At 60.4% G+C, this 25996-nt stretch carries 29 protein-coding genes; 20 read left to right on the top strand and 9 right to left on the bottom strand.

All coding sequences use genetic code 11. The features are described from left to right. Window positions 1-173: 173 nt before the first annotated feature. The 14 genes from rpmB (at window position 174) to FY528_RS03475 (ending at window position 13275) form a co-directional block, all read left to right on the top strand. Window positions 174-413, top strand: a complete 240-nt coding sequence (rpmB, locus tag FY528_RS03540; RefSeq protein WP_044003635.1) for a 50S ribosomal protein L28 — start codon at window positions 174-176, stop codon at window positions 411-413. A gap of 194 nt (window positions 414-607) precedes the next feature. After that, window positions 608-2254 (top strand): aminopeptidase P family protein, encoded by a 1647-nt coding sequence (locus FY528_RS03535; RefSeq protein ID WP_149069609.1) that lies wholly within the window; start codon window positions 608-610, stop codon window positions 2252-2254. A gap of 200 nt (window positions 2255-2454) precedes the next feature. After that, entirely contained in the window at window positions 2455-3243 is a 789-nt protein-coding gene (locus tag FY528_RS03530) for a DUF5602 domain-containing protein (protein ID WP_149069608.1), read from the top strand. Window positions 3244-3465: 222 nt separating this feature from the next. Beyond that, the gene (gene rpmG / locus FY528_RS03525; protein WP_022825071.1) at window positions 3466-3648 is read left to right on the top strand and encodes a 50S ribosomal protein L33; all 183 of its coding nucleotides are present in this window, start codon (window positions 3466-3468) and stop codon (window positions 3646-3648) included. Window positions 3649-3656: 8 nt separating this feature from the next. Further along, the gene (locus FY528_RS03520) at window positions 3657-3818 is read left to right on the top strand and encodes a DUF4295 domain-containing protein (RefSeq protein WP_149069607.1); all 162 of its coding nucleotides are present in this window, start codon (window positions 3657-3659) and stop codon (window positions 3816-3818) included. Between the two features lie 176 nt (window positions 3819-3994). Further along, window positions 3995-4972 carry a signal recognition particle-docking protein FtsY gene (gene ftsY / locus FY528_RS03515; RefSeq protein ID WP_149069606.1) on the top strand — a complete coding sequence of 326 codons (978 nt, stop codon included), beginning with the start codon at window positions 3995-3997 and terminating at the stop codon, window positions 4970-4972. Between the two features lie 149 nt (window positions 4973-5121). After that, window positions 5122-5589 carry a hypothetical protein gene (locus tag FY528_RS03510; RefSeq protein WP_149069605.1) on the top strand — a complete coding sequence of 156 codons (468 nt, stop codon included), beginning with the start codon at window positions 5122-5124 and terminating at the stop codon, window positions 5587-5589. Between the two features lie 220 nt (window positions 5590-5809). Then, on the top strand, window positions 5810-6958 hold the full coding sequence (locus FY528_RS03505) for an acyltransferase family protein (RefSeq protein ID WP_149069604.1): 1149 nt from the start codon (window positions 5810-5812) through the stop codon (window positions 6956-6958). 162 nt (window positions 6959-7120) lie between these two features. Beyond that, entirely contained in the window at window positions 7121-8434 is a 1314-nt protein-coding gene (gene rimO, locus FY528_RS03500; protein ID WP_149069603.1) for a 30S ribosomal protein S12 methylthiotransferase RimO, read from the top strand. Between the two features lie 135 nt (window positions 8435-8569). Then, window positions 8570-9379, top strand: coding sequence for a phytanoyl-CoA dioxygenase family protein (locus FY528_RS03495; protein ID WP_149069602.1), 810 nt, complete (start codon window positions 8570-8572; stop codon window positions 9377-9379). A gap of 104 nt (window positions 9380-9483) precedes the next feature. After that, window positions 9484-11076, top strand: a complete 1593-nt coding sequence (gene bshC, locus FY528_RS03490; RefSeq protein WP_149069601.1) for a bacillithiol biosynthesis cysteine-adding enzyme BshC — start codon at window positions 9484-9486, stop codon at window positions 11074-11076. A 174-nt stretch (window positions 11077-11250) separates the two neighbouring features. Continuing rightward, window positions 11251-12087 carry a carboxypeptidase-like regulatory domain-containing protein gene (locus FY528_RS03485; RefSeq protein ID WP_187631988.1) on the top strand — a complete coding sequence of 279 codons (837 nt, stop codon included), beginning with the start codon at window positions 11251-11253 and terminating at the stop codon, window positions 12085-12087. Between the two features lie 12 nt (window positions 12088-12099). Continuing rightward, window positions 12100-12672 (top strand): 5-formyltetrahydrofolate cyclo-ligase, encoded by a 573-nt coding sequence (locus FY528_RS03480; RefSeq protein ID WP_149069599.1) that lies wholly within the window; start codon window positions 12100-12102, stop codon window positions 12670-12672. A gap of 93 nt (window positions 12673-12765) precedes the next feature. Then, window positions 12766-13275: an ExbD/TolR family protein gene (locus FY528_RS03475; RefSeq protein WP_149069598.1), complete on the top strand. Its 510-nt coding sequence runs from the start codon at window positions 12766-12768 to the stop codon at window positions 13273-13275. A gap of 126 nt (window positions 13276-13401) precedes the next feature. Here FY528_RS03475 and FY528_RS21155 read toward each other — a convergent pair whose 3' ends face one another. The 4 genes from FY528_RS21155 to mnmC2 form a co-directional block, all read right to left on the bottom strand. Then, window positions 13402-13539, bottom strand: a complete 138-nt coding sequence (locus tag FY528_RS21155; RefSeq protein WP_187631987.1) for a hypothetical protein — start codon at window positions 13537-13539, stop codon at window positions 13402-13404. Next, window positions 13536-14126 (bottom strand): GDYXXLXY domain-containing protein, encoded by a 591-nt coding sequence (locus FY528_RS03470; protein WP_149069597.1) that lies wholly within the window; start codon window positions 14124-14126, stop codon window positions 13536-13538. The genes FY528_RS21155 and FY528_RS03470 overlap by 4 nt, the downstream gene beginning before the upstream one ends. Next, window positions 14123-15343 (bottom strand): DUF2157 domain-containing protein, encoded by a 1221-nt coding sequence (locus FY528_RS03465; RefSeq protein ID WP_149069596.1) that lies wholly within the window; start codon window positions 15341-15343, stop codon window positions 14123-14125. The genes FY528_RS03470 and FY528_RS03465 overlap by 4 nt, the downstream gene beginning before the upstream one ends. A 106-nt stretch (window positions 15344-15449) precedes the next feature. Continuing rightward, window positions 15450-16127 carry a tRNA (5-methylaminomethyl-2-thiouridine)(34)-methyltransferase MnmC2 gene (gene mnmC2 / locus FY528_RS03460; RefSeq protein ID WP_149069595.1) on the bottom strand — a complete coding sequence of 226 codons (678 nt, stop codon included), beginning with the start codon at window positions 16125-16127 and terminating at the stop codon, window positions 15450-15452. Between the two features lie 128 nt (window positions 16128-16255). Between mnmC2 and FY528_RS03455 the strand changes: the two genes are divergently transcribed. From FY528_RS03455 to rlmN, 4 genes are all read left to right on the top strand, one after another. Next, entirely contained in the window at window positions 16256-16687 is a 432-nt protein-coding gene (locus FY528_RS03455) for a thioesterase family protein (RefSeq protein ID WP_149069594.1), read from the top strand. A gap of 75 nt (window positions 16688-16762) precedes the next feature. Then, a complete protein-coding gene (locus FY528_RS03450) occupies window positions 16763-17368 on the top strand; it encodes a hypothetical protein (protein WP_149069593.1) in 606 nt (201 codons plus the stop codon). 27 nt (window positions 17369-17395) lie between these two features. Beyond that, window positions 17396-17755, top strand: a complete 360-nt coding sequence (locus tag FY528_RS03445; RefSeq protein WP_149069592.1) for a hypothetical protein — start codon at window positions 17396-17398, stop codon at window positions 17753-17755. Between the two features lie 117 nt (window positions 17756-17872). Further along, window positions 17873-18943, top strand: coding sequence for a dual-specificity RNA methyltransferase RlmN (gene rlmN, locus FY528_RS03440; protein WP_373281600.1), 1071 nt, complete (start codon window positions 17873-17875; stop codon window positions 18941-18943). A gap of 96 nt (window positions 18944-19039) precedes the next feature. On the opposite strand, the gene FY528_RS03435 is transcribed toward rlmN, so the two are convergent. Then, complete coding sequence (locus FY528_RS03435) at window positions 19040-20206, bottom strand: hypothetical protein (protein WP_149069590.1); 1167 nt, start codon at window positions 20204-20206, stop codon at window positions 19040-19042. Window positions 20207-20387: 181 nt separating this feature from the next. Next, on the bottom strand, window positions 20388-21356 hold the full coding sequence (locus FY528_RS03430) for a YihY/virulence factor BrkB family protein (protein ID WP_149069589.1): 969 nt from the start codon (window positions 21354-21356) through the stop codon (window positions 20388-20390). Window positions 21357-21511: 155 nt separating this feature from the next. Between FY528_RS03430 and FY528_RS03425 the strand changes: the two genes are divergently transcribed. Then, window positions 21512-22312, top strand: a complete 801-nt coding sequence (locus FY528_RS03425) for a hypothetical protein (RefSeq protein ID WP_149069588.1) — start codon at window positions 21512-21514, stop codon at window positions 22310-22312. Between the two features lie 124 nt (window positions 22313-22436). Here FY528_RS03425 and FY528_RS03420 read toward each other — a convergent pair whose 3' ends face one another. The 3 genes from FY528_RS03420 to FY528_RS03410 form a co-directional block, all read right to left on the bottom strand. Continuing rightward, window positions 22437-23165 carry a DUF3891 family protein gene (locus FY528_RS03420; protein ID WP_149069587.1) on the bottom strand — a complete coding sequence of 243 codons (729 nt, stop codon included), beginning with the start codon at window positions 23163-23165 and terminating at the stop codon, window positions 22437-22439. A gap of 161 nt (window positions 23166-23326) precedes the next feature. After that, the gene (locus tag FY528_RS03415; protein ID WP_149069586.1) at window positions 23327-23626 is read right to left on the bottom strand and encodes a hypothetical protein; all 300 of its coding nucleotides are present in this window, start codon (window positions 23624-23626) and stop codon (window positions 23327-23329) included. Window positions 23627-23807: 181 nt separating this feature from the next. Continuing rightward, window positions 23808-24794 (bottom strand): NAD-dependent epimerase/dehydratase family protein, encoded by a 987-nt coding sequence (locus FY528_RS03410; RefSeq protein ID WP_149069585.1) that lies wholly within the window; start codon window positions 24792-24794, stop codon window positions 23808-23810. A 121-nt stretch (window positions 24795-24915) separates the two neighbouring features. On the opposite strand from FY528_RS03410, the gene FY528_RS03405 reads away from it, so the two are divergent. Beyond that, window positions 24916-25992, top strand: a complete 1077-nt coding sequence (locus tag FY528_RS03405) for a patatin-like phospholipase family protein (RefSeq protein ID WP_149069584.1) — start codon at window positions 24916-24918, stop codon at window positions 25990-25992. Window positions 25993-25996 lie beyond the last annotated feature (4 nt).

Raw genomic sequence — 25996 nt, 5'->3', positions numbered from 1 at the left:
TTAGAGAAAGATTCATCGTATCAATTTCTCATTCTTCACTCCTCATTCTTTATTCTTTGCTTCTCCTAGAGAGCTAACCTGCTATTTTTCAGCCTGCCGGTTTGATAGTGTCAGACTTTTACCGATATTTGCGTCCCTTTTCCAGTATTGACACCTTCAAGTTCCTAGATATCATGGCCCGAGTTTGTGATCTGACCGGCAAGCGTACCCGCGTAGGCAACAACGTTTCGCACGCCAACAACAAAACCAAGCGCAAGTTCTACCCGAACCTGCAGAAGAAGCGTTTCTACATCCCCGAGCAGGACGCCTGGGTTACGCTGAAGGTTGCTACCAGCACCATCCGCACCATCAACAAGAACGGCATCATGTCGGTGCTGAAGAAGGCCAAAGAGCAGGGCTTCATCGTTTACTAGCTTTTTCCGCCTGCGGCGGCCAGAGCAAACGTAAAGAATAGTTGTGCGCAGCACCCGCGGCAAAATTTCCTGATACAGGGAGTTTTGCCGCGGGTGCTGCGCATTGTTGTTGTTGGCAGGAAGCGGGCTAAATATTGCTTTCTTGCGCCTGGCTTCTGCGCAACGCCGAAGTGGCTTGGTAGTCTTTGCTTTCAATGGCTCACTTTTTACGAAATACCCCGGCCCGGCTGCTGCTGGCCGCCGGCTTGCTCCTGGCCGTAGCGCCGGTAGGCTCCGCCCAACGCGCTGCCGGCCCCGACCGCCCCGCCGATTTTCTGGACCCCGCTTTTCATAAGCAGCGGCGCGAGCTGCTCCGGCAGGCCATGCCCGCGGGTTCCGTGGCGGTGCTGTTTGCCGCGCCCGTGCGCAACCGCGCCAACGACGTCGACTTCCGGTACCACCAAAGCCCCGACCTGTTTTACCTCACGGGCTACGATGAGCCCGAAGCCGTGCTGGTGCTGTTCAAGGAAGCCCAAACCGTAGGCGGGCAGGCTGGCGTTACCGAGGCCTTATTTGTGCAGCCCCGCGACCCGCAGCGCGAGCAGTGGACGGGCCGCCGCCTGGGCGCCGCTGGCGCCCGGGAGCAGCTAAAGCTGCAGTACACGGCCGATAATAAGGAATTTGCGGGGGCTGGTATCAACTGGACTGGCTTCAACACGGTGCTGTTCACGGACCTGCCCGCCGATGTGCGCGACGACTCCACCGACCCCGCCGACCTGTTCAGCTTAGTGGCCACCTTCCGGCAGCAGGCCGGTGTTCCCGCCGACTTCAACCCGAAGCAGGCGGAGCTGTACCGCACTATGCAGCGCTACGGCCTGATTAACGCGCCTAATATTAGAGGCTACCTCGAAAACCTGACCAAGCAAATTCCGGCCTTGGCTCAGGACACTTATGTACAGGCATACCTGAAGGCCACCACCGACGCCGAGCGGCAGAAGGCCCTGGCCGCCCGGCCCGCTAGCCGCTTCGATAATGCGGCCCTGAACGATGCGCTGGATGTGCTGCGCCAGGCCAAAACCCCGGAGGAGCTTCAGCACCTGCGCAAAGCTATTCGCATCAGCACCGTGGGCCAGCAGGAAGTGATGAAAGCTGTGCGCCCCGATATGGGCGAAATGGAGATTCAGGGCCTGCACGAGTACGTGTATAGAAAATACGGCGCCGAGTTCGAAGGCTACCCCAGCATTGTAGGGGCCGGGGCCAACGGCTGCGTGCTCCACTACATTGCCAACGACAAGCCCCAGGTGAAAAACGACCTGCTGCTGATGGACTGCGGGGCCGAGTACCACGGCTACACGGCCGACGTAACCCGCACGGTGCCGCCCTCGGGCAAGTTCAGCCCGGCCCAGCGCCAGATCTACGAGCTGGTGCTGGCGGCGCAGGAGGCGGGCTTTGCCGCCTGTAAGCCCGGCGCCGAGTTCCGCGACCCGCACAAAGCCGCCGAGAAAGTTATTGCCGACGGCCTGCTCAAACTTGGCCTGATTCAGAAGCCCGAAGAAGTACGCCGCTACTTTCCGCACGGTACCTCGCACTACCTGGGCCTGGATGTGCACGACCGGGGTACCTACGGGCCGCTGGCCGCCGGGCAGGTAATAACCGTGGAGCCTGGTATCTACATCCCCGAGGGCAGCCCCTGTGACCCAAAGTGGTGGAACATCGGGGTGCGCATCGAAGACGACATCCTGATTACGGACAAAGGGTGGGAAAACCTGTCGGCGGAGGCCCCCCGCACCGTGGCGGACATTGAAAAGCTGATGGCCAAAAAAAGCGTCCTCGAGAATTTCAGGCTGCCGGCGCTGAAGTAGCTGTTCCGTAGGGCTGCTGCCCGAATTATGTAGTGGAGTCCGGCGGGAATGTTGGATTTCGGGGAGAGTAAGGGCTACGGCTCACATCATTGTGTGGCGGCAGATAGAGGAGAGGCTATCTACTTTTGCTCTGCTGTCGGGCAGCGGGGAAACGCCCCGGCCCGGGAGTGTTTTTAGCCCCCTCACTTTCCCTTACTTCTATGAAAACGCCCCCTCTTTTCCCGAAAACCCGGTTGCGTCTGTCCCTGATGCTGGTGGTTGGTAGCCTGGCCTTTGGCGCCTGCACCGAGGACCAGGTAGATCCGCAGCCTACGACCAGCTACGGCGCTACCACGGCCATTGGCAACGGGCAGGCCCGCAGCTACATCACAATGGACGCCAGCGGCAAGCCTACCGAAATCGGAATGCGCGTGACGGAGGCCGGTTTTGCGGGCCTGCCCGCCACGCCCGGCATGAGCACCCTGGCCTTGCCCGCCGGTGACTTCAAACTGCCTTTCGACCACTTGTCCTTCGACTGGAACCCCAACGGTCACGAGCCCGAGCACGTGTACGACCTGCCCCACTTCGACGTTCACTTCTACATGGTATCCATGGCCGAGCGGATGAAGATTGAGTTGGATGACGCCAAAGGCGACGTGCTGCCTGCGGCCAATCTGCTTCCGACGGGCTACGCAACGGCCCCCAACGTGGCCCCGGGCCGTACAATTCCCATGATGGGCCGCCACTGGATAGACCCCACCAGCCACGAGTACCACGGCATGGACTTCACCCAAACCTTCATTTATGGCTCCTATAATGGTGCCGTTATCTTCGAAGAACCCATGATTACCAAGGCGTACTTTGAAGCGAAAAAAACCGAAACCTTCGCACTGCCCCAGCCCGCCGCCGTAGCCAGAACCGGCGTGTATTATCCTACCAAGTACACTATTGGCTACGATGCCGCCACCAAGGAATACTTGGTGAAACTGCACGACATGGTGTTGCGCTAAAAGCTGACTGCCTGACGAGTTACCAGTACGAAGGCTGAGAATTCTGCTTTTAAAGCGGGGTTTTCAGCCTTCTGGCATTGGCAGCGCGGCTGCGTGTATCGATGACTGTTGGCACGAAGCCGCCAGGCAAAGAATATTCGCTTGCGGATTATTCAGTTGAGTGTTTGACAATTCCAAAAAGCCGTGTACCTTTGCAGTCCTTAATCCAAAAACAAAGTCGAGATGGCTAAAAAAGGAAACCGGGTGCAGGTAATCCTCGAGTGCACCGAGCACAAGAACTCGGGTCAGCCGGGCACCTCGCGCTACATCACCACCAAGAACCGTAAGAACACGCCTGAGCGCATTGAGTTGAAGAAGTTCAACAACGTGCTCAAGAAGATGACCGTTCACAAGGAAATTAAGTAACCTGAGCAATGGCTAAGAAAGTAGTAGCAACCCTGAAAACGGCTACCGGCAAAGACTGGGCGAAGGTGATTCGTGCCGTGAAATCGGAGAAAACCGGTGCTTATACCTTCCGCGAGGAGATGGTGCCCGTTGATAAAGTTCAGGATTACCTCGCCACTGGCGTTAAGTAACCTGGTGCCCTCGTGGCCTGCCAACTGAAGTGAAGAAGTCCCGCCATCGTGGGACTTTTTTGCATGTTAGGGCTTAGTGATTAGGGCCTTGGTCTTAGTCGCGGGCTCCCTCAGCTTCTTCGTTGGCTTGGTGTCGCCGCGCTAATTCCTAAGACCTACCCCCTAAGACCTACGATATGGGCCTCTTCGATTTTTTTAAGAAGGATAAGGAAAGCAAAGAGCAGCAGCAGGCCCTCGACGAAGGCCTGCAGAAAACCAAATCCAGCTTCTTTGACCAGCTTAGCAAAGCGGTAGTAGGCAAGGCTACGGTGGATGAGGCCGTGCTCGACGACCTCGAAACCCTGCTCGTGCACGCCGACGTGGGCATCGATACCACCGTGAAGGTGATTGACCGCATCGAGAAGCGTGTGGCCCGCGACAAGTACGTGAGTACCTCGGAGCTGGACCGCATCCTGCGCGAAGAAATTGCCGACCTGCTGGACCGCAACAGCGGCGCTACCGGCTCCCGCGCCATTCTTGACCGCCCCGACAACACCGGCCAGCCTTTCGTGATTATGGTGGTGGGCGTGAACGGGGTGGGCAAAACCACGACCATTGGCAAGCTGGCCCACCGCTTCCACTCTGCCGGTAAAAAAGTAGTGCTGGGCGCCGCCGACACCTTCCGGGCCGCCGCCGTCGACCAGCTCATCATCTGGGGGCAGCGCGTGGGCGTACCGGTTATTTCGCACGGCATGAACACCGACCCGGCCTCCGTAGCTTATGATGCGGTGCAGAAAGGCGTAGAGATGGGGGCAGATGTCGTTATCATCGACACGGCCGGCCGCCTGCACAACAAGGTGAACCTGATGAACGAGCTAAGCAAGATCAAGCGCGTGATGCAGAAGGTGATTCCCGACGCGCCTCATGAGGTACTGCTGGTGCTCGATGGCAGCACCGGCCAGAATGCTTTCCTGCAGGCCAAGGAATTCACCAAGGCCACCGAGGTATCGGCCCTGGCCATCACCAAGCTCGACGGCACGGCCAAAGGTGGCGTCGTTATCGGCATCAGCGACCAGCTCCAGGTGCCGGTGCGCTACATTGGGGTAGGAGAGAAGATGACCGACCTGCAGCTATTTGACCGGCACACGTTCGTGAACTCGCTGTTCAAGAAATAGCACTTAGAATACGACATGGGGTTCAGGACTTCTACCTGACTGGTCGCTGCTTGCGACTAACGTTAGCTGCATAGGGTCAGTGCGCTGGGATACGGCGGCCAGGGGCTTACGTCTGCCTGGAAATAACTGCCCAAGGGGCTGATAATGCGATGAGAATAGTCTGGCTGACACTGCTGCTAGTAGGCCTTAGCAGCTTAAGCGTATCGGCTTGGGCCCAAGCCAAAGGGGATTGGTCACTCATTGCGTCGCCGGGTATTTCGTACCAGAAGCAGATTTTCGGGGAAATCAATGCCATGTACGCCAACGTGCAGTTCGGCCCCGGTGCGGTACTGGTACACGGCCCCCGCATTGGGTTGGAGGCTGGATACCGCGACCATTTGGTCTATGCGCCCAAAATCGGGTATGAGTTCGACTTCATACTAGTGGCGCTGCGGGCCAATTTGGTGGGTTACGTGGATCAGGGGCAAGTGGACTTGCGGCTGCTGCCTGAAGCAGGGCTAAGTTTCTTTGGCTTCGCCAACTTCACTTACGGCTACAACGCCCCTCTCGGAACCTACCGTACTCCGGCCACCAGCCTGCACCGCCTCACTCTCACGGCAAACTTGCTGCGCGATTAGCGCGGCCGACAGTCACCCGTCTTGCGGCAAAGTATTACGCTAGCAAGCACTGCCCTGCTGAACCGGCTGTGAACGGGATTAAGCCACGGGCGGCCTATACTGCTGCGCTACGCCTCACAAACTCAATTGCCGCATTGCTGGCGGGGCACTGCGCAGACATCTGCAATAATTCTCTGCGGGGGCAGCCAACCGTTGTGCTGCTTTCGGCGTCTGGCGGGGTATGAATGCCATTTCTCGTGCGCCAGTTCCGCCACCTACGCGGCCTGCCCGTCTGGACCCTTTTCTAAGCCAAAAGCTGCGGTTTTGGTCGTTGGTGGCCATGGTGCTGCTGGTGTACGTGCACGGCTACAACCTGCACTCCCGCTACCTGCAGCCCTGGACGCCCGTGGATGAGGCGCTTTCGCCGGGTACTTTCGTGCAGTACTTCCTGGCGAATGGACTGCTGCGCTTCCGCATTCCCATTCTGTTTGCCATTTCCGGCTACCTGTTTGCCCACCACGACGCCAGCGCCCCGCATGGGGTGCGCGTGAAGCGGCGCCTGCGTACCCTGCTACTACCGTATTTGCTGTGGAGCGCCATCGGGCTGGGCTTCACCTGGGCGCTGGAGCAGTATCCACCTACCCGGCAGCTGGTGGTGGAGGCGGCCCTGAGCATCTTTGGTCCACAGAACCCGTTGGTGAGCGGCTACAGCCCTGGTGAGCTGCTGCTGCGGTGGCTGCTGCTGCCAGTGCCCTTTCAACTGTGGTTTCTGCGAAGTCTGCTAGTGTACAACCTGGCCTACCCGTGGATTCGCAAGGCGGTGGAGCGCGGGCCGTGGGTGTATTTCTCTATTGCCGGCCTGCTGTGGTTTACGGAGTTCGGCATTCCGCCCCTCTTCGAAGGCACGGGGCTCGTGTTCTTTGCCCTGGGCGTATGGCTCCGCAACACGGAGTTCAACGTGCTGACGCCGCCTCGCTGGTTTCGGCTAGGGGTGTTTGCGGCGGTGTGGGTGCTGCTGCTGGCCGTGAAAACCTGGCTGGCCTTTTACTTCGAGCACCCGCCCTTCCTGCTGATGCTCTTTCTGCACAAAACAGCGGAGGCCCTGGGCGTGCTGGTCATGTGGTTCGGGGCTGATGGCTTGGTGCGGGCGGCCATGCGCCGGTCCTGGTTTGGTTGGCTCACGGGCTTTTCCTTCATGATTTATGTCCTGCACGTGCCGCTGGTGAATTACGCCACCGAGGCGGCCCTGCGAGCCTGGCCCGGCCAGAACCTGCTGGTGTTCCTGCTGCTGCCTTTGGCCATTGTGGCGCTGGCTGTGCTGCTGGGTGCCCTGCTGCGGCGGGTGGTGCCGGGTGTTTATGGCCTGCTCACGGGCGGGCGGGGACTATAAACTAGGTGGCATTGCGGGGGCTGCACGTAGCGAAAGGAACGTTCGGAGTAGGAAAAGGCGTTGCCGGGTTCGTACCTTTGCGGTCCTCAATTCGCCGCGGGCCGTAGCGGGCAAGTTTCTCACTTCTAAGAAATTGCCCGGCCGCCCGTCCATCATACGCCCATGAAAGTAAGAAGCCAGCAGGCCAATAAAGTCAACGTCATTACCCTAGGCTGCTCCAAAAACCTCGTCGACTCGGAGGTGATGATGGGCCAGCTCCGCGCCAACCAGTTCGACGTAACCCACGAAGCCGACAAGAGCGACGCCAACATCGTCATTATCAACACCTGCGGCTTCATTGATAACGCCAAGCAGGAAAGCATCGACACCATCCTGCGCTACGCCGACGAAAAGGAAGCGGGCAAGCTGGAGAAACTCTACGTAACGGGCTGCCTTTCCCAGCGCTATAAAGACGACCTGGAACAGGAAATCCCCCAGGTTGATGCCTACTTCGGCACTCTGGAGCTGCCCCAACTGCTCAAAACCCTGGAAGCCGACTACAAGCACGAGCTGGTAGGGGAGCGGCTGCTGACCACGCCCGCGCACTATGCCTACTTTAAGATTGCGGAGGGCTGCAACCGCCCTTGCTCGTTCTGCGCCATCCCGCTCATGCGCGGCAAGCACGTAGACCGCCCCATCGAAGACCTGGTGAAGGAAGCCAAGCGCCTAGCTAGCATGGGCACCAAGGAGCTGATTCTCATTGCCCAGGACCTGACCTACTACGGCCTGCAGCACTACGGGGAACGGAAGCTGGCCGACCTGATGCGCCACCTCTCCGACGTGGACGGCATCGACTGGATTCGCTTACAGTACGCCTACCCTTCGCAGTTCCCGCTGGATGCCCTGGACGTGATGAATGAGCGCGAGAACATCTGCAAGTACCTGGATATGCCCCTGCAGCATATTTCCGACAACATGCTGAAAACCATGCGCCGGGGCATCAGCAAGCGCCGCACCATTGAGCTGGTGGACACCATCCGCCAGCGCGTGCCCGACATTGCCCTGCGCACTACGCTTATTGCCGGCCACCCCGGCGAAACCCAGCAGGATTTTGAGGATCTGTACAACTTCGTGGAGGAAACCCGCTTCGACCGTTTGGGCATCTTCACCTACTCCCACGAGGATAATACCCACTCCTTCACCCTCCCCGACGACGTGCCCGCTGACGTGAAGCAGGACCGCGCCGACCAGATCATGGAGCTGCAGCAGGGCATTTCCATGGAGTTGAACGAGGAAAAGGTAGGCCAGACCTATAAAGTGCTGTTCGACCGCAAGGAGAGCGGCTACTTCGTGGGCCGCACCCAGTACGACTCGCCCGAGGTAGACAACGAAGTGCTGGTGCCCGTTACCAAAGACACTTATGTGCGCCTCGGCGACTTTGCCCAGGTGCAGATAACTGAAGCCTCCGACTTCGACCTTTACGGCAAGCTGATCTAGCTGGCCCGCGTCGGCGCATTCCATACAAAAGCCCGGTTCCAGTTGGTTAGAGCCGGGCTTTTGCACGTCTGCCCCATCTATAATAGGCCCAATGCCGCTCTAGGCTGTACCTTTCGGCTGCAAGCAGTGTCGACTATGAAAGCCCGGATTCAGCAGCAGCAGGTAGAGTACAACGTGGAAGGAGAAAGCCAGCCCGCCGAGGACCGCGTGCTCCTGGCCAGTGACGTCGACCTGACGGCCGGGCAGCCGTGGAGTGCAGCTGGTTATACGGTGGCACCTTTCCTCACGCCCGCCGAAACCGCCGCACTCCGGGCTGGGCTAGCCGAAAAAGTGCGCGAGGCCCTGCGCAAAGTAGGCCACCACGTACCCGTTGGCTGGCCCGTGGAGCAGTACCACACCCTCATCGGCGACAACCAGGAGCAGCACTTGGCGGTAGTCAACTTCACCAAGGAGTACAGCTTGGAGGAGTTGCCGGTGCCCGTGGCGCGGGTAGAGCAGCGCGTAAGTGCGCTCTGTGGTCGGGCCGTGCGCGCGCTCAACCCACACAACGGGCAGCGGGCTTTTCACCTCCGACTGGCGCGCCCCGGCCGCACCGATAATAACCCCTTGCACCGCGACGCGTGGCTGGACCGCCTGCGCGACGGCCTCAACCTGTACTTTCCGGTGGCTGGCAGCACCGAACATTCTTCCCTCACGCTGGTGCCCGGCAGCCACCGTTGGCCGGAAAGCCGCACCGAGCGCACGGCCGGCGGGGCCGTCTACAACGGGGCCCGCTACAGTGTCCCGGCCCTGAAGGCCTCGGCCGAGCCCCTGGAGCTGGTGCGCCCCAACCCCGCTGCCGAGGAAGTACTGCTCTTTTCACCTTACCTGCTGCACGGCGGCGCGCTGAATTTGAATGCTGATGCTACCCGCATTTCTCTGGAAATGCGCTTCTGGGCCGAATAGCCCACTTTCAGGAACTGCTGGCGGCTGCCCGGCCCGCGTAGTCGAAAAATAGCCAGTTACTTTGTGGCCGCTGGCCGGTTATTGCCGAATATCTTTTCTCCTGTATGTCTGTCACGACTCTGCGCTACGCCGATACCGGCGCGTTTTCCCCGCTGCTCATCGATTATCTGGCCCGCCACGAAGCCCTTGCGCCTTTCTATCACCGCTTTCCAGCCCTCGAAGAGTTTGCCGCGCAGCTGGAAGAAAAGCGCAGCTCCTACGCCGCCGAAGCCCGCCAGCGCCTGGTAACCGACCTGCGCCGGCAGTACGCTGCTCTCAACGAAGTACACCCGGCCGTGCAGGCCAACCTAGACCTGCTCGAAAAAGAAACGACGTTTACCATCACCACCGGGCACCAGCTCAACCTGTTCACGGGGCCGCTTTACTTTATCTATAAGATTGTGACGGCCGTGAAGCTGGCCCGCCAGCTCAAGGAAAAGTACCCGAAGTACGATTTTGTGCCGCTGTACTGGATGGCCACTGAAGACCACGACTTCGCCGAAATCAATCATTTCAGCTTGTTTGGGAAGAAGTACGAGTGGAATGCTGCCGACACGGGCGGCCCGGTGGGCCGCCTGCCGTTAGCCGGGCTCCAGGAGGAAGTGCTGGACCAGCTACCCGCCGACGTGCCGGCCGCGTTCCGGGAAGCGTATCAAGAATCCAAAACCCTGAGTGAAGCGACTCTGCGCCTGACCCACGCTCTATTTGGGGACCTGGGCTTGGTAAGCCTCGATGCGGATAGCCCCGCGCTCAAGCAGGCCCTGGTGCCGGTGCTGACGAAGGAAATCGGGGAGCAGGCCTCCAACCGGGCGGTGCAAGCCGCTAATGCCCAGCTGGAAGCCGCGGGCTACAAGCCCCAGGTATATTCGCGCCCCCTCAACCTGTTTTTCCTGACGGATACCGGCAAGCGGGAGCGGCTGGAGTATGATGCCGCCCAGGATTGCGTGCAGATTACCGTGCGCAACACCGGCCGCTGCCATACTCAGCAGGAGCTCCTAACGCTGGCCCAGGAGCACCCCGAGTTTTTCAGCCCCAACGTAGTGCTCCGGCCTTTGTACCAGGAGCTGCTGCTGCCCAACCTATGTTACATCGGCGGTGGGGCCGAGGTGGCGTATTGGTTTCAACTGAAAGGCGTGTTTGCCGAAAACGGTGTCCCGTTTCCCATTCTGCTGCCCCGCAACTCGGCCCAGTTCATTGGCAAAGCCAGCGTGGGCAAGCTGCGCAAGCTCGGGCTGACGGCCACTGACATCTTCCGGCCCCTGCCGGAGCTGAAAAAGCAGGTAGGCGCTACGCTGGGCCAGGAGGAAGTGAGCCTGGCTGCGCAGCAAACCGAGCTGGCCGCCGCCTTCCAGGCCATAGCCGACCTGGCCCAGCGCCTCGACCCCACGCTGGTGCGCACCGTGGCTGCTGAGCAGCAGAAAGTAACGGGCATTGTGGCCGGGCTGGAAAAGCGGCTAAGCAAGGCCGCCGAAGCCAAGCACGAAACCGCGTACTCTCAGCTCACGGCCCTCAAAGATAAACTCATGCCCGGCGGCCATTTGCAGGAGCGCACCGACAACGTGCTGAACATCCTCGTCAACAACCCGCAGTTCATTCAGCAGCTGCTGGCCGCCTTCGACCCCCTGGCCCTGGAGTTTACGGTGCTGGAAGAGGAGTAGAGCCGAGGAAAGGACCGTCGCCCCTGGGTCTACAGATTTTTCCCGAAAGTCAGGCAACGTCTCGGCGCGCCGCGGACTCTGAGGGAAAGTCGCTTCACCGTACGCAGTAGCCTTATGCCTTTCCCTATTCTCTCTATGAATTTCGAGCGTGGCTCACGCCGACTTGCCACCCTTGTGCTTTGTCTTATAGCAGCTGTAACGGCTCAGGCACAAGTAGTATCAGGTACTGTCACGGAAGCAGCCAGCCAGCAGGGGGTGCCGTTTGCCAATATTGGCATTCTGGGCAAGGGAATCGGTACGGTAGCCGACGATACAGGGGCTTTCCAGCTGAAGTACTCGGAGGCCAACCTCAACGATACGGTGCGCGTGTCGAGCATCGGGTACCGGGCCCAGCGGCTCCTGCTGCGCGACCTGCTGGCCCGCCCCACCGTGCGGCTAGCGGAAGAAGCCGTGACGCTGCGCGAAGTGAAAGTAAAAGCCAAAGGTCTGTACAAACGTACCCGGACGCTGGGCAACACGGGCAACGCCAGCGGCACAATAAACCTGTCGGCCAGTGACTTGGGGGCGGAGATAGGCACCGTTATCCGGCTGAAACATACGCCCACGAAGGTGCTCACCGCCAACTTCAACGTGGCCTACAACCGGGCCGGCTCCCTTACTTACCGCGTAAACCTGTACCGTCTGCTGCCAAACGGCCAGCCTTCCAACGTGAAGCTGGTGCAGCGCGACATTATCGTAACCAGCGGCGTGACCGAAGGCCCAATTACCGTAGACCTGACCGCCGACCACTTGGTGTTGGAAGAAGATTTCTTTCTGGCCCTGGAATGGATTGGTGGGGCGGACGTCAAGAAAGTCAGCAACCAACTGGCCTTTACCGCCAGCGTGGGCTATACCAACAACGACCTATACATCCGCAAAACCAGCCAAGGCGTGTGGGAGCGGCAATCGGTAGGGGCGTATCTGGCTGGTATGCAGCCCCGCGCCAGCTTCTACGTTATGGTGCAGGACTGACGCAACCATCACATGACCAAAGCCGCCCTGCGGCGCGCCGCTCTAGCTGCCCGCCGCGCTTTGCCCGAAGCCGAGGTAATCCGCCGCAGCCACTTGCTTACGGAACAGTTCTTTCGCCATCTGCTAGTGGCGGAGTGGCAATGGCTACATATGTTTCTGCCCATCCCCCACCAGCACGAACCCGACATGTGGCCGCTGATCCGGGCGTTGTGGGCGCAGCACCCGTACCTGCAGCTGGCCGTGCCCGTGGTACAGCCTGATGGCCAGACGCTCCGCCACTTTCATTTGACGCCCGATACGGAGCTGGTGATGAACCGCTGGGGCATTCCCGAGCCTGTGGATGCTACCGAAGTCTTCCCGCCACAGCTGGATGCCGTACTCGTTCCGCTGCTGGCTTTCGACGAGAGCGGCCACCGCGTGGGCTACGGCAAAGGCTTCTACGACCGGTTCCTCATGGAATGCCACCCCGAGGCGGTGCGGATTGGGGTAAGCCTAGAGCCTCCGGTGCCGCGCATTGCCGATGCCTGGCCCGGCGACGTGCGGCTGCACGCCTGCCTCACGCCGGAAAAGGTATGGTGGTTTTAGCAGGAGCCCAGGGCCGCCAGCCTATATAGCTGCCAGGCAATAAGGGGCGAAGCCAGGGCGTTGGTAGGAAACACCCTTAACCAACTCACTGTCATGGCTGAAATCCAAGCTGCTCCCGCCGCCCGTAGTGGCAAGCCCCGCGTTAAAAAGCTCAATTTCCGCCTCGACATGACACCCATGGTGGACCTGGCTTTTCTGCTACTCACTTTCTTTATGCTCACTGCCACCTTCAACAAGGCCACGGTGATGCAGCTTTCGATGCCCGCCAAGGGTCCGGCTACCACCATTGACGACTCGCAGGCGCTAACCCTGATTCTGGATAAGCACCGGGTGCATTACTACTTCGGCCTGAATCCGCTGGCCAACGATGCGCCGGCTGGAGCCAGTGTACAAACCACTACGTTGGCTGCCAACGGACTGCGGCAGGTTTTGCTACGCTTTCAGCAGAACGCGGGGCATGGCATGGTCCTCATTAAGACGAGCAAAGACGCTACGTACCAGGATATGGTAGATGCGCTGGATGAAATGAACATCACCGGCCAGCAGAAATACGCCCTCACCGACCTGGACCAGCATGATCAACAATGGCTGGCAATGCGCTAATGACAGCTCTCTGTAGAGCAAGGCAACCTCTTACTTGAGCCGCTGAGCTAAGCGTCGCACTAACCAAGCCAATAGCACGAGGGGCAGGGCCATAGCCAGCACCAGCCAGTAAGGCGAAATAATGAACTAGGTATTGTGCATCTGGATGTCTAGCCTTGGCTGTAGTAGGGCCTTGAACCCAACCAGGTAGTCCGCCAGCAGCACGGCTCCGCCTAAAACCAGCAGGATCTGCAGCCACCAATAAAGCCATGGATGCTTGTTCATCGGGTAGTGGCAGAAACTGGGAGGGGTACCACCCGCGTAATCCGGGCTTGTCCCCAGGGGGCAATGCGCACCTGCACTTTCAGGTGACGGCGCTTTTCCAAGGCCTTGCCAGTGCCTTCGGGCACGTAGTAGCGTTCCAGGCCGTAGCGCAAACGCACGCTTCGCCGCCAGGTATCCTGCACCGAGCCCCGCAACACCGCCTGGTTTTCGGTGGCAGAGGGCTTTTCGGGGTAGATGCCAACGGCCGCGTAAGTGCTGTCGGGGCGGGCTTGCAGCAGCACGTAGGCGGCCTGCTGGGAGCGGGGCGGCTGCGGCCCTCGCCACAGGCGGCCGGGCAGCTGACTGATGGTATAGTTGAGCGTGACGTAGTCGCCGTAGAGCAGGTCGCGCGGATCTACGGGGGCGGTTTGCAGCCAGATGGTGCGGCCCCAGTAGCTGGTTGCATAGCCGCTGGCCGCCACGCCCACCACAAACAGTGCCTGGGCCGCTACCAGCCAGCGCAGCCAACGACGGCGCTGCGGCTCAGTCATCACCGAGGTAGTAGCTAGGGTCGGTACATTGGTGGCAGATGGGAGCGAGGCGTTCATACTTGCTGGGATGAAGAGGCCGCGGCCGTGCGGCTGGCCCGGCGGCGCAGATACCACCACAAAGCCAGCAGGAGTAGCCCACCCACCAGGAAAAACAACGACTTATCCATAAAGCCCCAGGTGAGCTTGAAGTAAGCTACGGCCGTGGTAAGAATAAAAAGCCCAGTGCCCAGCGTGATGCGGTCCTGGTTTTGCTCCTGGTGGGCGCGCACCAGCACCGCTCCCGAGTAGGCATACAGCACCACCAGCGTAGCCACGGCCAACGCCAGCCCGCCTTGGAAGTAGAACCCCGGCAAGAGCAGCAGCCAGTCGGTAGCGCTGCTCAGACGCCCACGCCGCTGCTTACCCCAGAGCGACAAAGCCAGCACCGCGCCCAGGGTGGCCAGATAAGCCAGAAGAGGAGGGCGGAGGGTATCGGTATACGAATCGGCTTCCCCGAACAAGGCCAGCCCCAGTGTAAACAGAAAGGCCGCTACCAGAGGGGGGCCTTGCACGGCCCGGGCAGCTGGCCGGTAGGGCTGCCAGTCGCCTAGGGTATAGATGAGCATGGCCGGCACGAAAAACCAGGTGAGCTTGATGTGCAGGTAGCTAACAAGCAGCGCCGACTGCCAGAGCAGCCCGGTAGCCAGCACGGCGCCCGTGAGAGCATCGGGGCGGCGCCACCAGTAGTAGCCCAAGCCCAGCGCCGTGAAGGCCGCCGTGAGGTAGCTGAAAGCGCCCAACTGCCCGGTGTTATAGCCCTGCACCACCCCACTGATAATAGCCGTGAGCAGAAACAGCAGCCGACTGCGGTACAGCCAGGTGAGGGCCATGCCGGCCACAGCCCAGGCCAGCAGCCCCGTCAGATCGTAGCCAATGAGCTGATAAAGCTGGCTGGTGAGAATAATGCTGGCCCCAAACAAAATCAGCCCCAGCGCAACCAGCCCTAGGCCTACCTGGTCGTTGCCGCGCCGGTAGAAATAATCTCCCGCCGTGTAGGCTGCCGCCAGCGCTCCTAGCAGCAGCCCCAGGCGCAGCAGTTCCGGCAGGCCTTGCCAGTTAGCGGCTACCAAACTTAGCGCGCTCAGGCCCACCAGCAGGGAGCCTAGCAACGGCAGCAACCCGATGGCGTGGGTATCGAGCGGGTAGAGGGCTAGCAGCCGGGCGTGCTGCTCCGGTGTGATGATGCCTTTCTCCACCCATTCCTGACCGTCTGTTTCCAGCAGTTTTCGACTCATAGAAGCTCTAACCTACGGAGAAACCCTTGAAACGGACGGCTAGCTTGCTCCCGTTAAATCGAGCAGGTGCCCGTAGGGTCCAACAATTAGCTGGCTTAGCGCCCCGCTACCCCCGTTTCCAGGCCCGCGTCATTTCGCGCTTGCCGGGCGGGCCAGGAATCTTCTCTACCTGCCAGCCTGCCGCCAGCAGGCTGCGCTTGAAGGAGCCCTTGGCGCAGTAGCTCACCAGGCAGCCGCCTGGGGCGGTAGCCTCATAGAGCTGCGTGAATACGGCATCCGTCCACATATCGGGCTGCTTTTCGGGGGCGAAGGCGTCGAAGTAGATGACGTGGTACTGATTTTCCGGCAACGTGGTTTGCTGCAGCTCCTGGTCGATTTTGCGGAGCCGGAAGTGCGGGGCCAGCAGCACATCCTCATTCCAGGGGGCCGTGTGCAGCTGCCGGTGCAGGTCCTGCAACTCGGGGTTCAGGATGTAGCGCTCCACGCCCAGCTGCTCGATGACAGAAAGCGGCAGCGGGTATTTTTCCAGGGTGTCATAGGTAATGAGCATGGGGGACACTAAACTGCGTTGCAGGGTGAGCAGAGCATTGAGGCCGGTGCCAAAGCCAATTTCCAGCACCCGCACCGGCGCACTTGCGGCCGCCAGCAGCGGTTCCAGGCCGGCCCTTAGGTACACGTGCTGGGCCTCCTGCACGGCCCCGTGGGTGCTATGGTAGTGCTCATTCAGCGCGGGCACGTATAAGGTGCTCGACCCATCGGCGGTAGTACGCACTTCTACATCCATAGTGGTTTCTGGTTACGAGTTCCTGGTTTTGGGGTAGCGGGGGTGAATACTAACGGCAATTTCGGCGAACTTCGGCGGCTGGTTCCGAGTAACTCGAAACGAGCAACCAGTAACTAGAAACGCCTTCTATGCCCCGCGTAAAAGTAGCGCTGCCCGACACATTCCTGCTGACCGTAGAAATTCCGTTGCGCATCACCGACCTCAACTACGGCGCCCACCTCGGCAACGATGCCCTGCTGGGGATTCTGCACGAGGCCCGGGTGCAGTTTCTGCGCTTTCTGGGGCAGGTAGAGCTGGACCCCACCACGCATATTGGCCACATCATGGCCGACGTAGCCATAGAGTACAAGGGCGAAGGGTTTTACGGGGATACGCTGCAGGTGCAGATGGCCGCCGCCGACGTGACCAAATACGGCTTTGATGTGGTGTATTGGGTGAAAAACCAGGAGGACCGGGAAATAGCCCGCGCCAAAACCGGCATGCTCTGCTTTGACTATGGTATCCGCAAACTGCGGCCCCTCGACGAGGCATATGCCCGCCGGCTGCGGGGTGAGGGGTAACCAGAGAGGCGGGTAGCACCAGCCACTTATCCCGTTCAGCCTGCGTACAAGGCACCTCATCATCCGCTCATCTGTATGCGCCTTTCCCTGCTCGGTGTGCTGCTGACCGCTGCCGCCTGTTCTTCTCCTTCCCCCTCCGAAACTTCTTCCACGCCTACTCCGCCGCTCCCGGCTGCGCAGAGAGGGGCTGCGGCGCCCGCGGTTCCTGTCGCGCCGCAGCCCCAACCCGGCGTGCTGAGTGATGTGCGCATAACCCACCTGTTTTCCAATGCCCGGCAGCCCGACGAGTTCCGCCTGGTGCTGCGCGGCGACTCCGTCCTGACGGCCTCGGCCCAGTTTTCCATCGTGTCGGCAGCCGGTGACACCCTCTGGACCGAGCGTTTTCCGGCCACTGCCCTCCTCAACTACGGCATCAACAAGTACGGCGAAAACCCTACCGATGCCCAGCGGGCCCATTACATCCGCAAGCGGGCCGCCGAATTCTTCACGGACGAAGCCTTTTCCGTGCGAGCCGAAGTGCCACCGAGTGCCTCCCCCAAGCAGCTAAACCAGGCCGCCTGGGCCGAAGTGAAGGCAACCGGCTTGCCGCGGTTTGCCTACCAGCTGGGCGAAGAAAACGGGCAGATGATTGGCTACTCGCCCAAGCGGGGCAAAGCCGTAGTCTACTACACCTGCTGCTAGCAGCCCGGCCGGTAGTATCTTGCCCGAATGAGACGTGCTAAGCTCCTGATGTTGCTGCTGCTGCCCGCTGGCGGGGCCTTTGGAGAGGCATTTAAAGGCGGCGGCAGGCTGGAAGACTTTCTGTGGGGCGTGCTCCTGCTGCTGGTAGGCGCACCAGTGGCAATTGGGGTGGCTACGTACGGCCTCATGCGCCTGAGCAACGCCCACTACACGGCCAGCCCCAGGCTCACGGTAGGCTGTGGCTGCCTGACGTGGTGGCTGAGTTTGCTGATCGGGTTCAACATGCCCCCGAATCCGGGTGCCTTCTGGTTGCTGACCATAGGTGCGGGGGCTGGTGGCGCGGCGGCCGGCTACTACCTCAACCGGGTAGAAAAGCCCGGCGCCTAGCCTGCCGCCCGTGCCCGGGAAAAGCTCACTAAGCAGCAGAACGGTTGGCAGCGTGTAAGTTGAGTCAGCAAATCCGTGGAACTCAAGCGCCTTCTGTATTGTATCTTTGCGGCTATGATGATTGACCTGCCCGTACTGACCAAGCGCGACATTCGCAAACTCACCCCCGACGAGCTCAAAGCCTTTATGGTAGAGCACGGCGAAAAGCCTTTCCGCGCCAAGCAGGTGCTGGAGTGGCTGTGGAAAAACACGGCGGGCTCGTTTGAGGAAATGAACAACATTTCCCTGGCTACTCGGGAGCTGCTGGCCCGGCACTTCGTCATCAACGGCGTGGCGGTGCAAAACCAGCAGCTTTCCAACGACGGTACCATCAAATCGGCATTTCGGCTGCATGACGGCAACATTGTAGAGGGCGTGCTCATTCCGCACGATACGCGCATGACGGCCTGCATTTCTTCACAAGTGGGCTGCTCGCTCACGTGTAAGTTTTGCGCCACTGGCTACATGGAGCGTAAGCGCAACCTCGATGCCGCCGAAATCTACGACCAGGTGGTGCGCATCCGGGAGCAGTGCGAGGCGCAGTATGGCACCCCGCTCACCAACATCGTGTACATGGGCATGGGCGAGCCGCTGCTCAACTACGCCAACGTGGTAAAAAGCATTGAGCGTATCACCGCCCCAGACGGTCTGAACATGGCTCCGCGCCGTATCACCGTCAGCACCGCCGGCATTGCCAAGATGATCAAGAAGCTGGCCGACGACGGGGTGAAAGCCAACCTGGCCCTGAGCCTGCACGCACCCAACGATGCGAAGCGCAACGAAATCATGCCCATCAACGAGGCTAACTCCCTGGCTTCGCTCAAGGATGCCTTGCAGCACTACCACCAAGTAACCGGCCGCAAGGTTACTTACGAGTACATCGTGTTCGAGAGCTTCAACGACACGCTGCAGGACGCGGAGGAGCTGTTCCAGATTTCGAAGTGGATTCCCTGCAAGGTGAACCTGATTGAGTACAACCCCATCGAAAACGCCAGCTACGTGAATACCGCCGACGACAAGCTGGTGGCCTTCCACAAGTACCTGGCCGACCGGGGCGTGCAAACCAACGTGCGCCGCAGCCGCGGCAAGGACATCGACGCCGCCTGCGGGCAGTTGGCCGTGAAGCAGAAGCCCGAGGTAGCCGCGTAAGCGCTTCCGGCAAAAACGAAAAAGCCCCACTTGCCAAATTTCCGGCGAGTGGGGCTTTTTCGTTTTTGCGCGTAGGCAGCACCATGGCCGGCGGCTTTACTTACCTGGCTTGCCGAAGCGGAACGTGAAGTCATAGAAAATAGGCACGGCGTAGGTGCTGCTCAGGCCATCGGAGTAGGAGAGGACATAGCCACCTGCCAGCCCCAGCGACGTACGCCGCCAGTTTAGTTTGATGCCGTAGAGGCCGGCAATACCTGCTTCTGAATCCGTGATAAGGTAGTTCTCCGTCAGCAATGACACGCGCCGCGAAATGCGGCGCTGTCCGCCCAGCTGCACTACCGGGGTGCGGGCCACCTCGCCGCTGGCAAAAGCATACCCCAGCCCAGCCGTAAAATTGTTGTCGGCCGAGCCGAAGGTAGCATTGCCGTAGAAAATGCCGGCACTCTCACCCGCTACCCGAATGTAGAGGATACCGCCTCCCACGTGGGTAGTCTCCGACACCTTGGCGGAAAGCTTGGGCGTGAAGGCCAGCAGCTGGTCGTTTAGCGGCACAAAAGGTACCACAGAGGTAAGGATGCCAATGGAAAAGTTATCGGTAACGCCATAGTTGGCGCCCAGCAGCAGCAGGTTGATGCTTTGCAGGCTGCCTTCGCCCTTGCGCAGGTTGCGGGCCGTGGGCTGAAAAAACAGCCGGTTTCCGTTGCCGATGTCAAACCAGTCTTCGGCCAGCGGGCGAATGGCACCGGGCGTCAGGTCCTCCAGGCGTTTGATATTGGCGCGCTCCACCTGCACAATGCCCAGGTCCGACGTGCGGAACTCCAGCTGCGCGGGGCGGAGGGCCACCAGCTCCCCCACAAAGGCAGTGCCCGTGCGCAGGTCTACCCGGTAGCGGTGGCCGATGGAATCGGCAGCGGCGGGTGTGGCGGGCTGGTTGACGGCGACGCCCGCCTGCTTCAGCTCCTGCACGCGTTGCTCAATGGCTTGGCTGGTTTGCTCGAACTGCGCCCGGGTAAACGGGCGCAGCACCGTGCGGCCGTCGCGCAGCTGGGCGTAAAGGGTAATAGCGCTGTCGGGGGCCTGCTCGAAGCGCGCCTGCTGAAAGTCGTTGGCTGAGTAATACGGGAACAAGCCGTACGTTGCCTTCTCCTGGGCATCAATAACTTCGCCCACGTGCGGACTCACAATCAGAATGCGGCCGGGTTGCTGGGCCTGAGCACCGAAGGCAACGGCAAGCGCAAGTAGTAAGGGAATAAAGAAGCGCATAGCGGAGCAAGGGAAAAGGTTTCCCAAACGTAGCGTTCTGCCGCGCAATCCGCATCACACAATCATGTAACCCCAGACTTTACAACAAAGCATATAAGCGGAGCTGCTGGGAATAAAAACCATCCTTAATAGCCATATTGGCAAGCTGAGGGGGCAATACTATGCCGCTGCCCTGGACTTTTCAGCTTTTCCAGCGCCCGGTAGAGCGGGGGCGGCCAGTGGTAATTTCTTCTTTGGTTTCGCCTTCGGGTACCTCCCGGGTTTCGATGCGCACGGCGTGGGCCTTGGGCTGCACTTTCTGCCCGAAGGCATCGGCAAACTCCTGGGTGAACTCGGCCCCGAAAAAGATGATGAGGGCAGAGTAGTTTACCCAGAGCAGCAGCACAATGGCCGAGCCCGCTGCTCCGAAAGCCGAGCCGGGGTTGGCCTTGGCGATGTAGAAGGCAATGAGAAACTTGCCCAGCACAAACAGTGTGGCCGTGATGACTGCGCCAATGCCCACGTCGCGCCAGCGGATGACGGCGTCGGGTAAAAACCGGTAGATCAGGGCAAACAGCAAGGACGTGACACCCAGGGAGAGGAAAAAGTCGACCAGCTTGATAACAACCACCCCGATTTCGGGAAACCACTGCTGCAGCTTGCCGGTGAAGGCACTCAGGATGGCGCTGACGACAAAGGAAATGAGCAGCAAGAGCGCCACGCTCAAAATCAGGCCGAAGCTCAGCAGCCGGTCACGCACAAACTGCCAGATACCGTTGCGTGGCTTCACCTTCAGGTTCCAGATGTCGTTGATGCTTTCCTGCAGGGTGACAAAGAAGGTAGTAGCCGCAAAGATGAGCGTACCGATGCCGATAACCGTAGCCAGGCCGCCTTTCTGCTGCTTGGTGAACTCGGCAATAGAATCCTGCAGGAACTTAGCCGAATCGGCGCCGAGAAATCCGCGTAGCTGCCCGTACACCTGTCCCGTCACGGCCTCGGCCCCATAGATGGAGCTGGCAATGGTGATGACAATGAGCAGCAGCGGGGGCAGCGAGAAAATGGTGTAGTACGACAGCGCCGCCGCGTGGCGAAACGAGTTGTTGACCATGAACTCGCTGGCAGTGGTTTTAAGGATATTGAAAATATCCGAAACGCGGTAATGTGTGGCCATAAGGTAGAAACGTCAGAGCACAGGGTTGCCGGTAGTACGGGCAGATTGCGCCGGGCGTTGGGGCCATCGGGTTGGTTTATGCATCTTTGCGCGGGATGCCCCTACCGGCACGAAGCCGGCCCGGGTTGTACACTGTTCAGCTTTCTATGCGCGCTATGTTCTTTGCTTTTCTGCTGTTGGCTGGCCTGGGTGCCTGCCAGTCGGGCCCCACGGAGCAACCAGCCACTACTACCGCCGCCGCTGCTGATACGGCCGCTTACCCAGCCGCGGCCGGGTTCGACCAAGCTGGCTCCGACCCCCGCGCCCTGCGCTTGGCCGATAAGGCAATGCGGGCTATGGGCGGCTACCCGGCCTGGCAGCAGGCCCGTCTTTTTGGCTGGGACTTTCTGGATGGCTCCTACCAGCTCTGGGACAAGCAAACCGGCGACTTCCGCTGGCAGAAGGACAGCCTCGTCGCGCTCTACAACCTGGGCACCAAGCAGGGCAAGGTGTACCGTGCCGGCCAAGACGTTTCGGCCACCCCCGACGGGCAGAAGCTGCTGGCCAAAATGTACCCCATCTGGGTGAATAACTCCTGGTGGCTGCTGATGCCATTCAAGCTCAAGGATTCCGGCGTGACACTTACCTACCACGGCGCCGGCAAGCTCATGGACGGCACGCCCGCCGAGGTGCTGCACATGACCTTCAAGAACGTGGGCGTGACGCCCGATAACAAGTACGAAGTGCTCATCAACCCCAAAACCAACCTGGTAGAGGAGTGGGCTTTTTTCCCAAAAGCCACCGATGCCCAACCCGCGTTTCGCCGCCGCTGGGCCGGCTACCAGCGCTACGGTGCCCTGCTGCTGGCTACCGACCGCACTGATGGGAAAGACGGCCGCGCCCTGGGTCACCTTTCGCTCACCCAGCAAGTTCCCGCCGGCCTGATGCAGAACCCGAAGCCGGTGGCAAAGCTGTAGCCTACCATTAAGCTGTCATCCTGAGCAGAGCGAAGGACCTTATCACACTCGCACGACTTGCTGCAGTGTGATAAGGTCCTTCGCTCTGCTCAGGATGACAGCCGGTTTGTGAAAAGTAGTTTAGTTACCGGCGCAGCTCCCAGCGTAGTGTTTCGATGGGGCCGGTGCGCAGGGCAGCGGCCAGCTCGGCATCGTTAGCGAACTGCAGCTGGCCTAGCACGGTGGCCTCCACGCTCACGGTAAATTGCGGCTCACGGAAGGGCCAGGGCTGTACCGTTACGGGGCCATCGGCCTCGGCGCGCACTACCTCGTGGCGGTGACCATCGGGGCCGGTATAGACTTCCAGGGCCCGGCCCATTTCCGGCAGTTCGTGGCGGCACAGAATCAGGCTGAGCCGGTCGCACCAGTGCAGCAGGGCGTAGGCGCGTTCCGCCTCGGCTTTGCGGATTTTTAGCTCGCGCCGCCACGTCTTCTGACCAGCCAGCTGCTCATCCAGAAAGGCATCGGTTGCCTTATTCTGACCGCGCAGGCTTTCGTAGAGCGTGCTCAGGTGCATGCTGGTAAGCAGGCTCCGCCAGCGGCCCTGGAAGCGGGCCGCGCGCATTACGCCGGTGGCTTGCTCCAGCGAAAACTCCTTCATGGTGAAGTTGGCCGGAGCCCCGGCGGGCGTGAGGCCGTAGTGTCCATTCCACTGGTGCTGCTCGTCGTCGTGCTGGGCGGCGGCAGCCAGGAGGCCCACCCACTGGTCGCAGGGAAGAAACGCGGGCCACTGGTGCAGCAGCTGGGCCGCCAGCAGGGCGTGGGCCTGCTGGTAGATGATTTGCCAGCCGGCGGGCGTATGATTTACAATCATAAATAGGGACTTGGGAACTTGGGGTCTTGGTTTTGTACGGGCGGGGCGTTGGATGCGCAGTTGCAGAAACGGGTGGGCATGCCAGAGGTTTTCGGGTGGAACATTAATACAAACGCCCCACCGGAAAGGTGAGGCGTTTAAAAATCTCAGTAGTTAAATGATCAGAAAGTAGCTGGGGGGGCAGCAGCGGCCATGCGTTGCAGGAGTTGCGCGGTCCAGTACGCGTCCAGCCCAACCTCAACCCTGCCAACCTGAAATAAGCCGGGAGTATATTCTGTTTCGCTCAGGGACGTTGCCTGGAATGGCTCCGGCTGCTGCAGTAGCTCGATATGATTGAGGGGAATTCTGACCAGGGAAGAAAATCCCAGGTTGTTACGAATGACTACATCCTGCACATCAAAGCCAATCTGTAGCACGTCGTTGTACCATATTCCTCCAATGCGGGCTGAGAACTGGACCATGCGTAGCACGCCATGTGAACTTTCATATTGGTCCAGCAACTGTGCCCAGCCGGGCCCGAAAGGGTTAGCTGACTGCACGTTGCCATAGTAGCGCCGGATGATGGTACGAAAAAACCAATATATCAGGTAAACAGCGCCGGCATTTAGGGTCAGCCCAACCAAGAATCCAATAACGCCCATACTACTTCAGCACCACAGCTTCCTTCAGGTGAAGCAGCATGTCGTCCGTCATCTTATCTAGATTGTACTGGGGCTGCCAGTTCCAGTCCTGGCGGGCCTGGGTGTCGTCGATGCTGGCGGGCCAGGAGTCGGCAATCTGTTGGCGCTGGTCGGGCTTGTAGGTGACTTGGAAGTCGGGATAGTGGCGCTGGATGCTGGCCGTAATTTCCCGGGGGCTGAAGCTCATGGCGCCCAGGTTGTAGGAGCTACGCACCTTGATGCTGTCGGCGGGAGCGTGCATCAGGTCCAGCGTGGCCTTCAGCGCGTCGGGCATATACATCATGGGCAGGTAAGTGTCCTCGGAAAGGAAGCACTCGTAGTTTTCGCCGGCCACCGCCTTGTGGTAGATGTCCACGGCGTAGTCGGTGGTGCCGCCGCCGGGCAGGCTCTTGTAGCCGATGAGGCCCGGGTAGCGCAGGCTGCGCACATCGAGGCCGTGCTTGCGGAAGTACCACTCGCACCACTGCTCCCCAGCTAGCTTGCTGATGCCGTACACCGTGTTGGGGTTCATGATGGTGAGCTGAGGCGTGTTCTGGCGAGGTGTATCGGGCCCGAACACGGCAATGGAACTGGGCCAGTACACCTGCTCCACGCCCAGGTCCACGGCCGCGTCGAGCACGTGAAACAGGCCATCCATGTTCAGCTGCCAGCCAAACTTGGGGTTCTTCTCGGCCGTGGCCGACAGCAGCGCCGCGAGGTGGTAGACCTGCTTGGGCTTGTACTGCTGGATAACTTCCGTCAGCCGGTTTTTGTCGAGCACGTCCAGCAGCTCAAACGGGCCGGCCTGCTGAATTTCGAGGTCTTTGGGGGTGCGTACGTCGGCGGCTACTACGTGGGAAGCGCCGTAGCGCTGGCGCAGCTCGTGGGTGAGCTCCAGGCCGAGCTGCCCGCCCGCGCCGATAACGAGAATGGTGTCGCCGGGGGTGGGGGCGGAGGAAGAAGTAGGCATGCGGAAAACAGGGGAATGGGTGGAGGGCAAAGATACGGATGCAGCGGAGTTGCGTCATTCTACGGCCCATACAACCATCCGGGTAAGGACCGGCTCCTTCCCATAGCTTATCGACCTGCCTATGCGCTACCTCTCTTTATTTCTGGTGTTGCTGTTTGCGCTCCAACCCACCGTTTCCGCGTCGGCACAAAGCCCGGAGCCGGCTGCTCGCCCGGTGTACCGCAACCTGGTGATGGAGGGCGGCGGTATTCGGGGCATTGCCTACGGGGGCGCGCTGCAGGAGCTGGAAAGCCGGGGCGTGCTGGCCGGTATTCGGCGGGTGGGCGGCACCTCGGCCGGGGCCATTCAGGCGGCCCTGCTGGCGGTGGGCTACTCGCCCCAGGAAATCATTGACGTGGTAAATCAAACGCCCGTGCAGCGCCTCAACGACGGCCGGGGGCTGTTTTTCGGGGGCAGCACGCGCCTGATCCGCCAATACGGCTGGTACCGCGGCGACCAGCTCACGCGCTACCTCACCGAGCTGGTGGCCCGCAAAACCCAGCGCCCCAACCTCACGCTGGCCGAGCTGCACGCACTGGCCCAGCAGGAGCCGGCCCGCTTCCGCGACCTGTACACTACTGGTACCAACCTCACCCGCCAGTGTCGGCAGACGTTCAGCTACGAAACTCACCCCGCTATGCGCGTAGCCGACGCCGTACGCATCAGCATGAGCATCCCGCTCTACTTCCGGGCCGTGCTGCTGGATACCGCCGGCCACGTGGTGCCGCACCCGGCCAAAGGACAGCTGGTGGAAGTGGTGGTAGATGGGGGCCTGCTGGCCAACTACCCGCTGGATTTATTTGACCACCCGCGCTACCTTCCCGGAGCCGCCGGGCCTTTTATCAACCCCGAAACGCTGGGTTTGCGCCTCGACCGCGCCGAGCAGGTGGCCTACGACACGCGCCCCGGGGGCCGGCAGCAGCTGGCACCTTACGCGGTGCAGGACTTTGGTTCCTACATCGGGGCACTGTACACGGTAGCCCTGGAAAACCTGAACGCCCCCCGCCCCGAAGACTGGCCCCGCACCATCAGCATCGACACGCGCGGGTTCAACCCCAAAATCAAGCGGCTATCGGCCCCCCAGAAGCAGGAGCTGATGGACAGCGGCCGGCAGGGCGTGCAGGCGTTTTTCAATCGGGCTGAGGCGGCAAGCCGGTAGGGAC

It is taken from the genome of Hymenobacter lutimineralis (assembly GCF_008271285.1).
Lineage (GTDB): Bacteria > Bacteroidota > Bacteroidia > Cytophagales > Hymenobacteraceae > Hymenobacter > Hymenobacter lutimineralis.
The sequence above is the reverse complement of the archived record's forward strand: the minus strand, read 5'-3'. Positions and strand labels throughout refer to the sequence as shown.

Excerpts from the sequence above, each read along its gene's own strand:
- mnmC2 (WP_149069595.1), bottom strand. The coding sequence starts at position 16,127 with ATGGATGTAGAAGTGCGTACTACCGCCGATGGGTCGAGCACCTTATAC.
- FY528_RS03465 (WP_149069596.1), bottom strand. The coding sequence starts at position 15,343 with ATGAGTCGAAAACTGCTGGAAACAGACGGTCAGGAATGGGTGGAGAAA.
- FY528_RS03430 (WP_149069589.1), bottom strand. The coding sequence starts at position 21,356 with ATGGCCACACATTACCGCGTTTCGGATATTTTCAATATCCTTAAAACC.
- FY528_RS03455 (WP_149069594.1), top strand. The coding sequence starts at position 16,256 with ATGCCCCGCGTAAAAGTAGCGCTGCCCGACACATTCCTGCTGACCGTA.
- FY528_RS03535 (WP_149069609.1), top strand. The coding sequence starts at position 608 with ATGGCTCACTTTTTACGAAATACCCCGGCCCGGCTGCTGCTGGCCGCC.
- FY528_RS21155 (WP_187631987.1), bottom strand. The coding sequence starts at position 13,539 with ATGAACAAGCATCCATGGCTTTATTGGTGGCTGCAGATCCTGCTGGTT.
- FY528_RS03480 (WP_149069599.1), top strand. The coding sequence starts at position 12,100 with ATGACCAAAGCCGCCCTGCGGCGCGCCGCTCTAGCTGCCCGCCGCGCT.
- FY528_RS03410 (WP_149069585.1), bottom strand. The coding sequence starts at position 24,794 with ATGCCTACTTCTTCCTCCGCCCCCACCCCCGGCGACACCATTCTCGTT.
- FY528_RS03425 (WP_149069588.1), top strand. The coding sequence starts at position 21,512 with ATGTTCTTTGCTTTTCTGCTGTTGGCTGGCCTGGGTGCCTGCCAGTCG.
- rimO (WP_149069603.1), top strand. The coding sequence starts at position 7,121 with ATGAAAGTAAGAAGCCAGCAGGCCAATAAAGTCAACGTCATTACCCTA.
- FY528_RS03530 (WP_149069608.1), top strand. The coding sequence starts at position 2,455 with ATGAAAACGCCCCCTCTTTTCCCGAAAACCCGGTTGCGTCTGTCCCTG.
- FY528_RS03510 (WP_149069605.1), top strand. The coding sequence starts at position 5,122 with ATGAGAATAGTCTGGCTGACACTGCTGCTAGTAGGCCTTAGCAGCTTA.
- FY528_RS03470 (WP_149069597.1), bottom strand. The coding sequence starts at position 14,126 with ATGAACGCCTCGCTCCCATCTGCCACCAATGTACCGACCCTAGCTACT.
- FY528_RS03435 (WP_149069590.1), bottom strand. The coding sequence starts at position 20,206 with ATGCGCTTCTTTATTCCCTTACTACTTGCGCTTGCCGTTGCCTTCGGT.
- FY528_RS03495 (WP_149069602.1), top strand. The coding sequence starts at position 8,570 with ATGAAAGCCCGGATTCAGCAGCAGCAGGTAGAGTACAACGTGGAAGGA.
- rpmB (WP_044003635.1), top strand. The coding sequence starts at position 174 with ATGGCCCGAGTTTGTGATCTGACCGGCAAGCGTACCCGCGTAGGCAAC.
- FY528_RS03520 (WP_149069607.1), top strand. The coding sequence starts at position 3,657 with ATGGCTAAGAAAGTAGTAGCAACCCTGAAAACGGCTACCGGCAAAGAC.
- FY528_RS03420 (WP_149069587.1), bottom strand. The coding sequence starts at position 23,165 with ATGATTGTAAATCATACGCCCGCCGGCTGGCAAATCATCTACCAGCAG.
- FY528_RS03475 (WP_149069598.1), top strand. The coding sequence starts at position 12,766 with ATGGCTGAAATCCAAGCTGCTCCCGCCGCCCGTAGTGGCAAGCCCCGC.
- rpmG (WP_022825071.1), top strand. The coding sequence starts at position 3,466 with ATGGCTAAAAAAGGAAACCGGGTGCAGGTAATCCTCGAGTGCACCGAG.
- bshC (WP_149069601.1), top strand. The coding sequence starts at position 9,484 with ATGTCTGTCACGACTCTGCGCTACGCCGATACCGGCGCGTTTTCCCCG.
- rlmN (WP_373281600.1), top strand. The coding sequence starts at position 17,873 with ATGATTGACCTGCCCGTACTGACCAAGCGCGACATTCGCAAACTCACC.
- FY528_RS03415 (WP_149069586.1), bottom strand. The coding sequence starts at position 23,626 with ATGGTCCAGTTCTCAGCCCGCATTGGAGGAATATGGTACAACGACGTG.
- FY528_RS03405 (WP_149069584.1), top strand. The coding sequence starts at position 24,916 with ATGCGCTACCTCTCTTTATTTCTGGTGTTGCTGTTTGCGCTCCAACCC.
- FY528_RS03445 (WP_149069592.1), top strand. The coding sequence starts at position 17,396 with ATGAGACGTGCTAAGCTCCTGATGTTGCTGCTGCTGCCCGCTGGCGGG.
- FY528_RS03450 (WP_149069593.1), top strand. The coding sequence starts at position 16,763 with ATGCGCCTTTCCCTGCTCGGTGTGCTGCTGACCGCTGCCGCCTGTTCT.
- FY528_RS03505 (WP_149069604.1), top strand. The coding sequence starts at position 5,810 with ATGAATGCCATTTCTCGTGCGCCAGTTCCGCCACCTACGCGGCCTGCC.
- ftsY (WP_149069606.1), top strand. The coding sequence starts at position 3,995 with ATGGGCCTCTTCGATTTTTTTAAGAAGGATAAGGAAAGCAAAGAGCAG.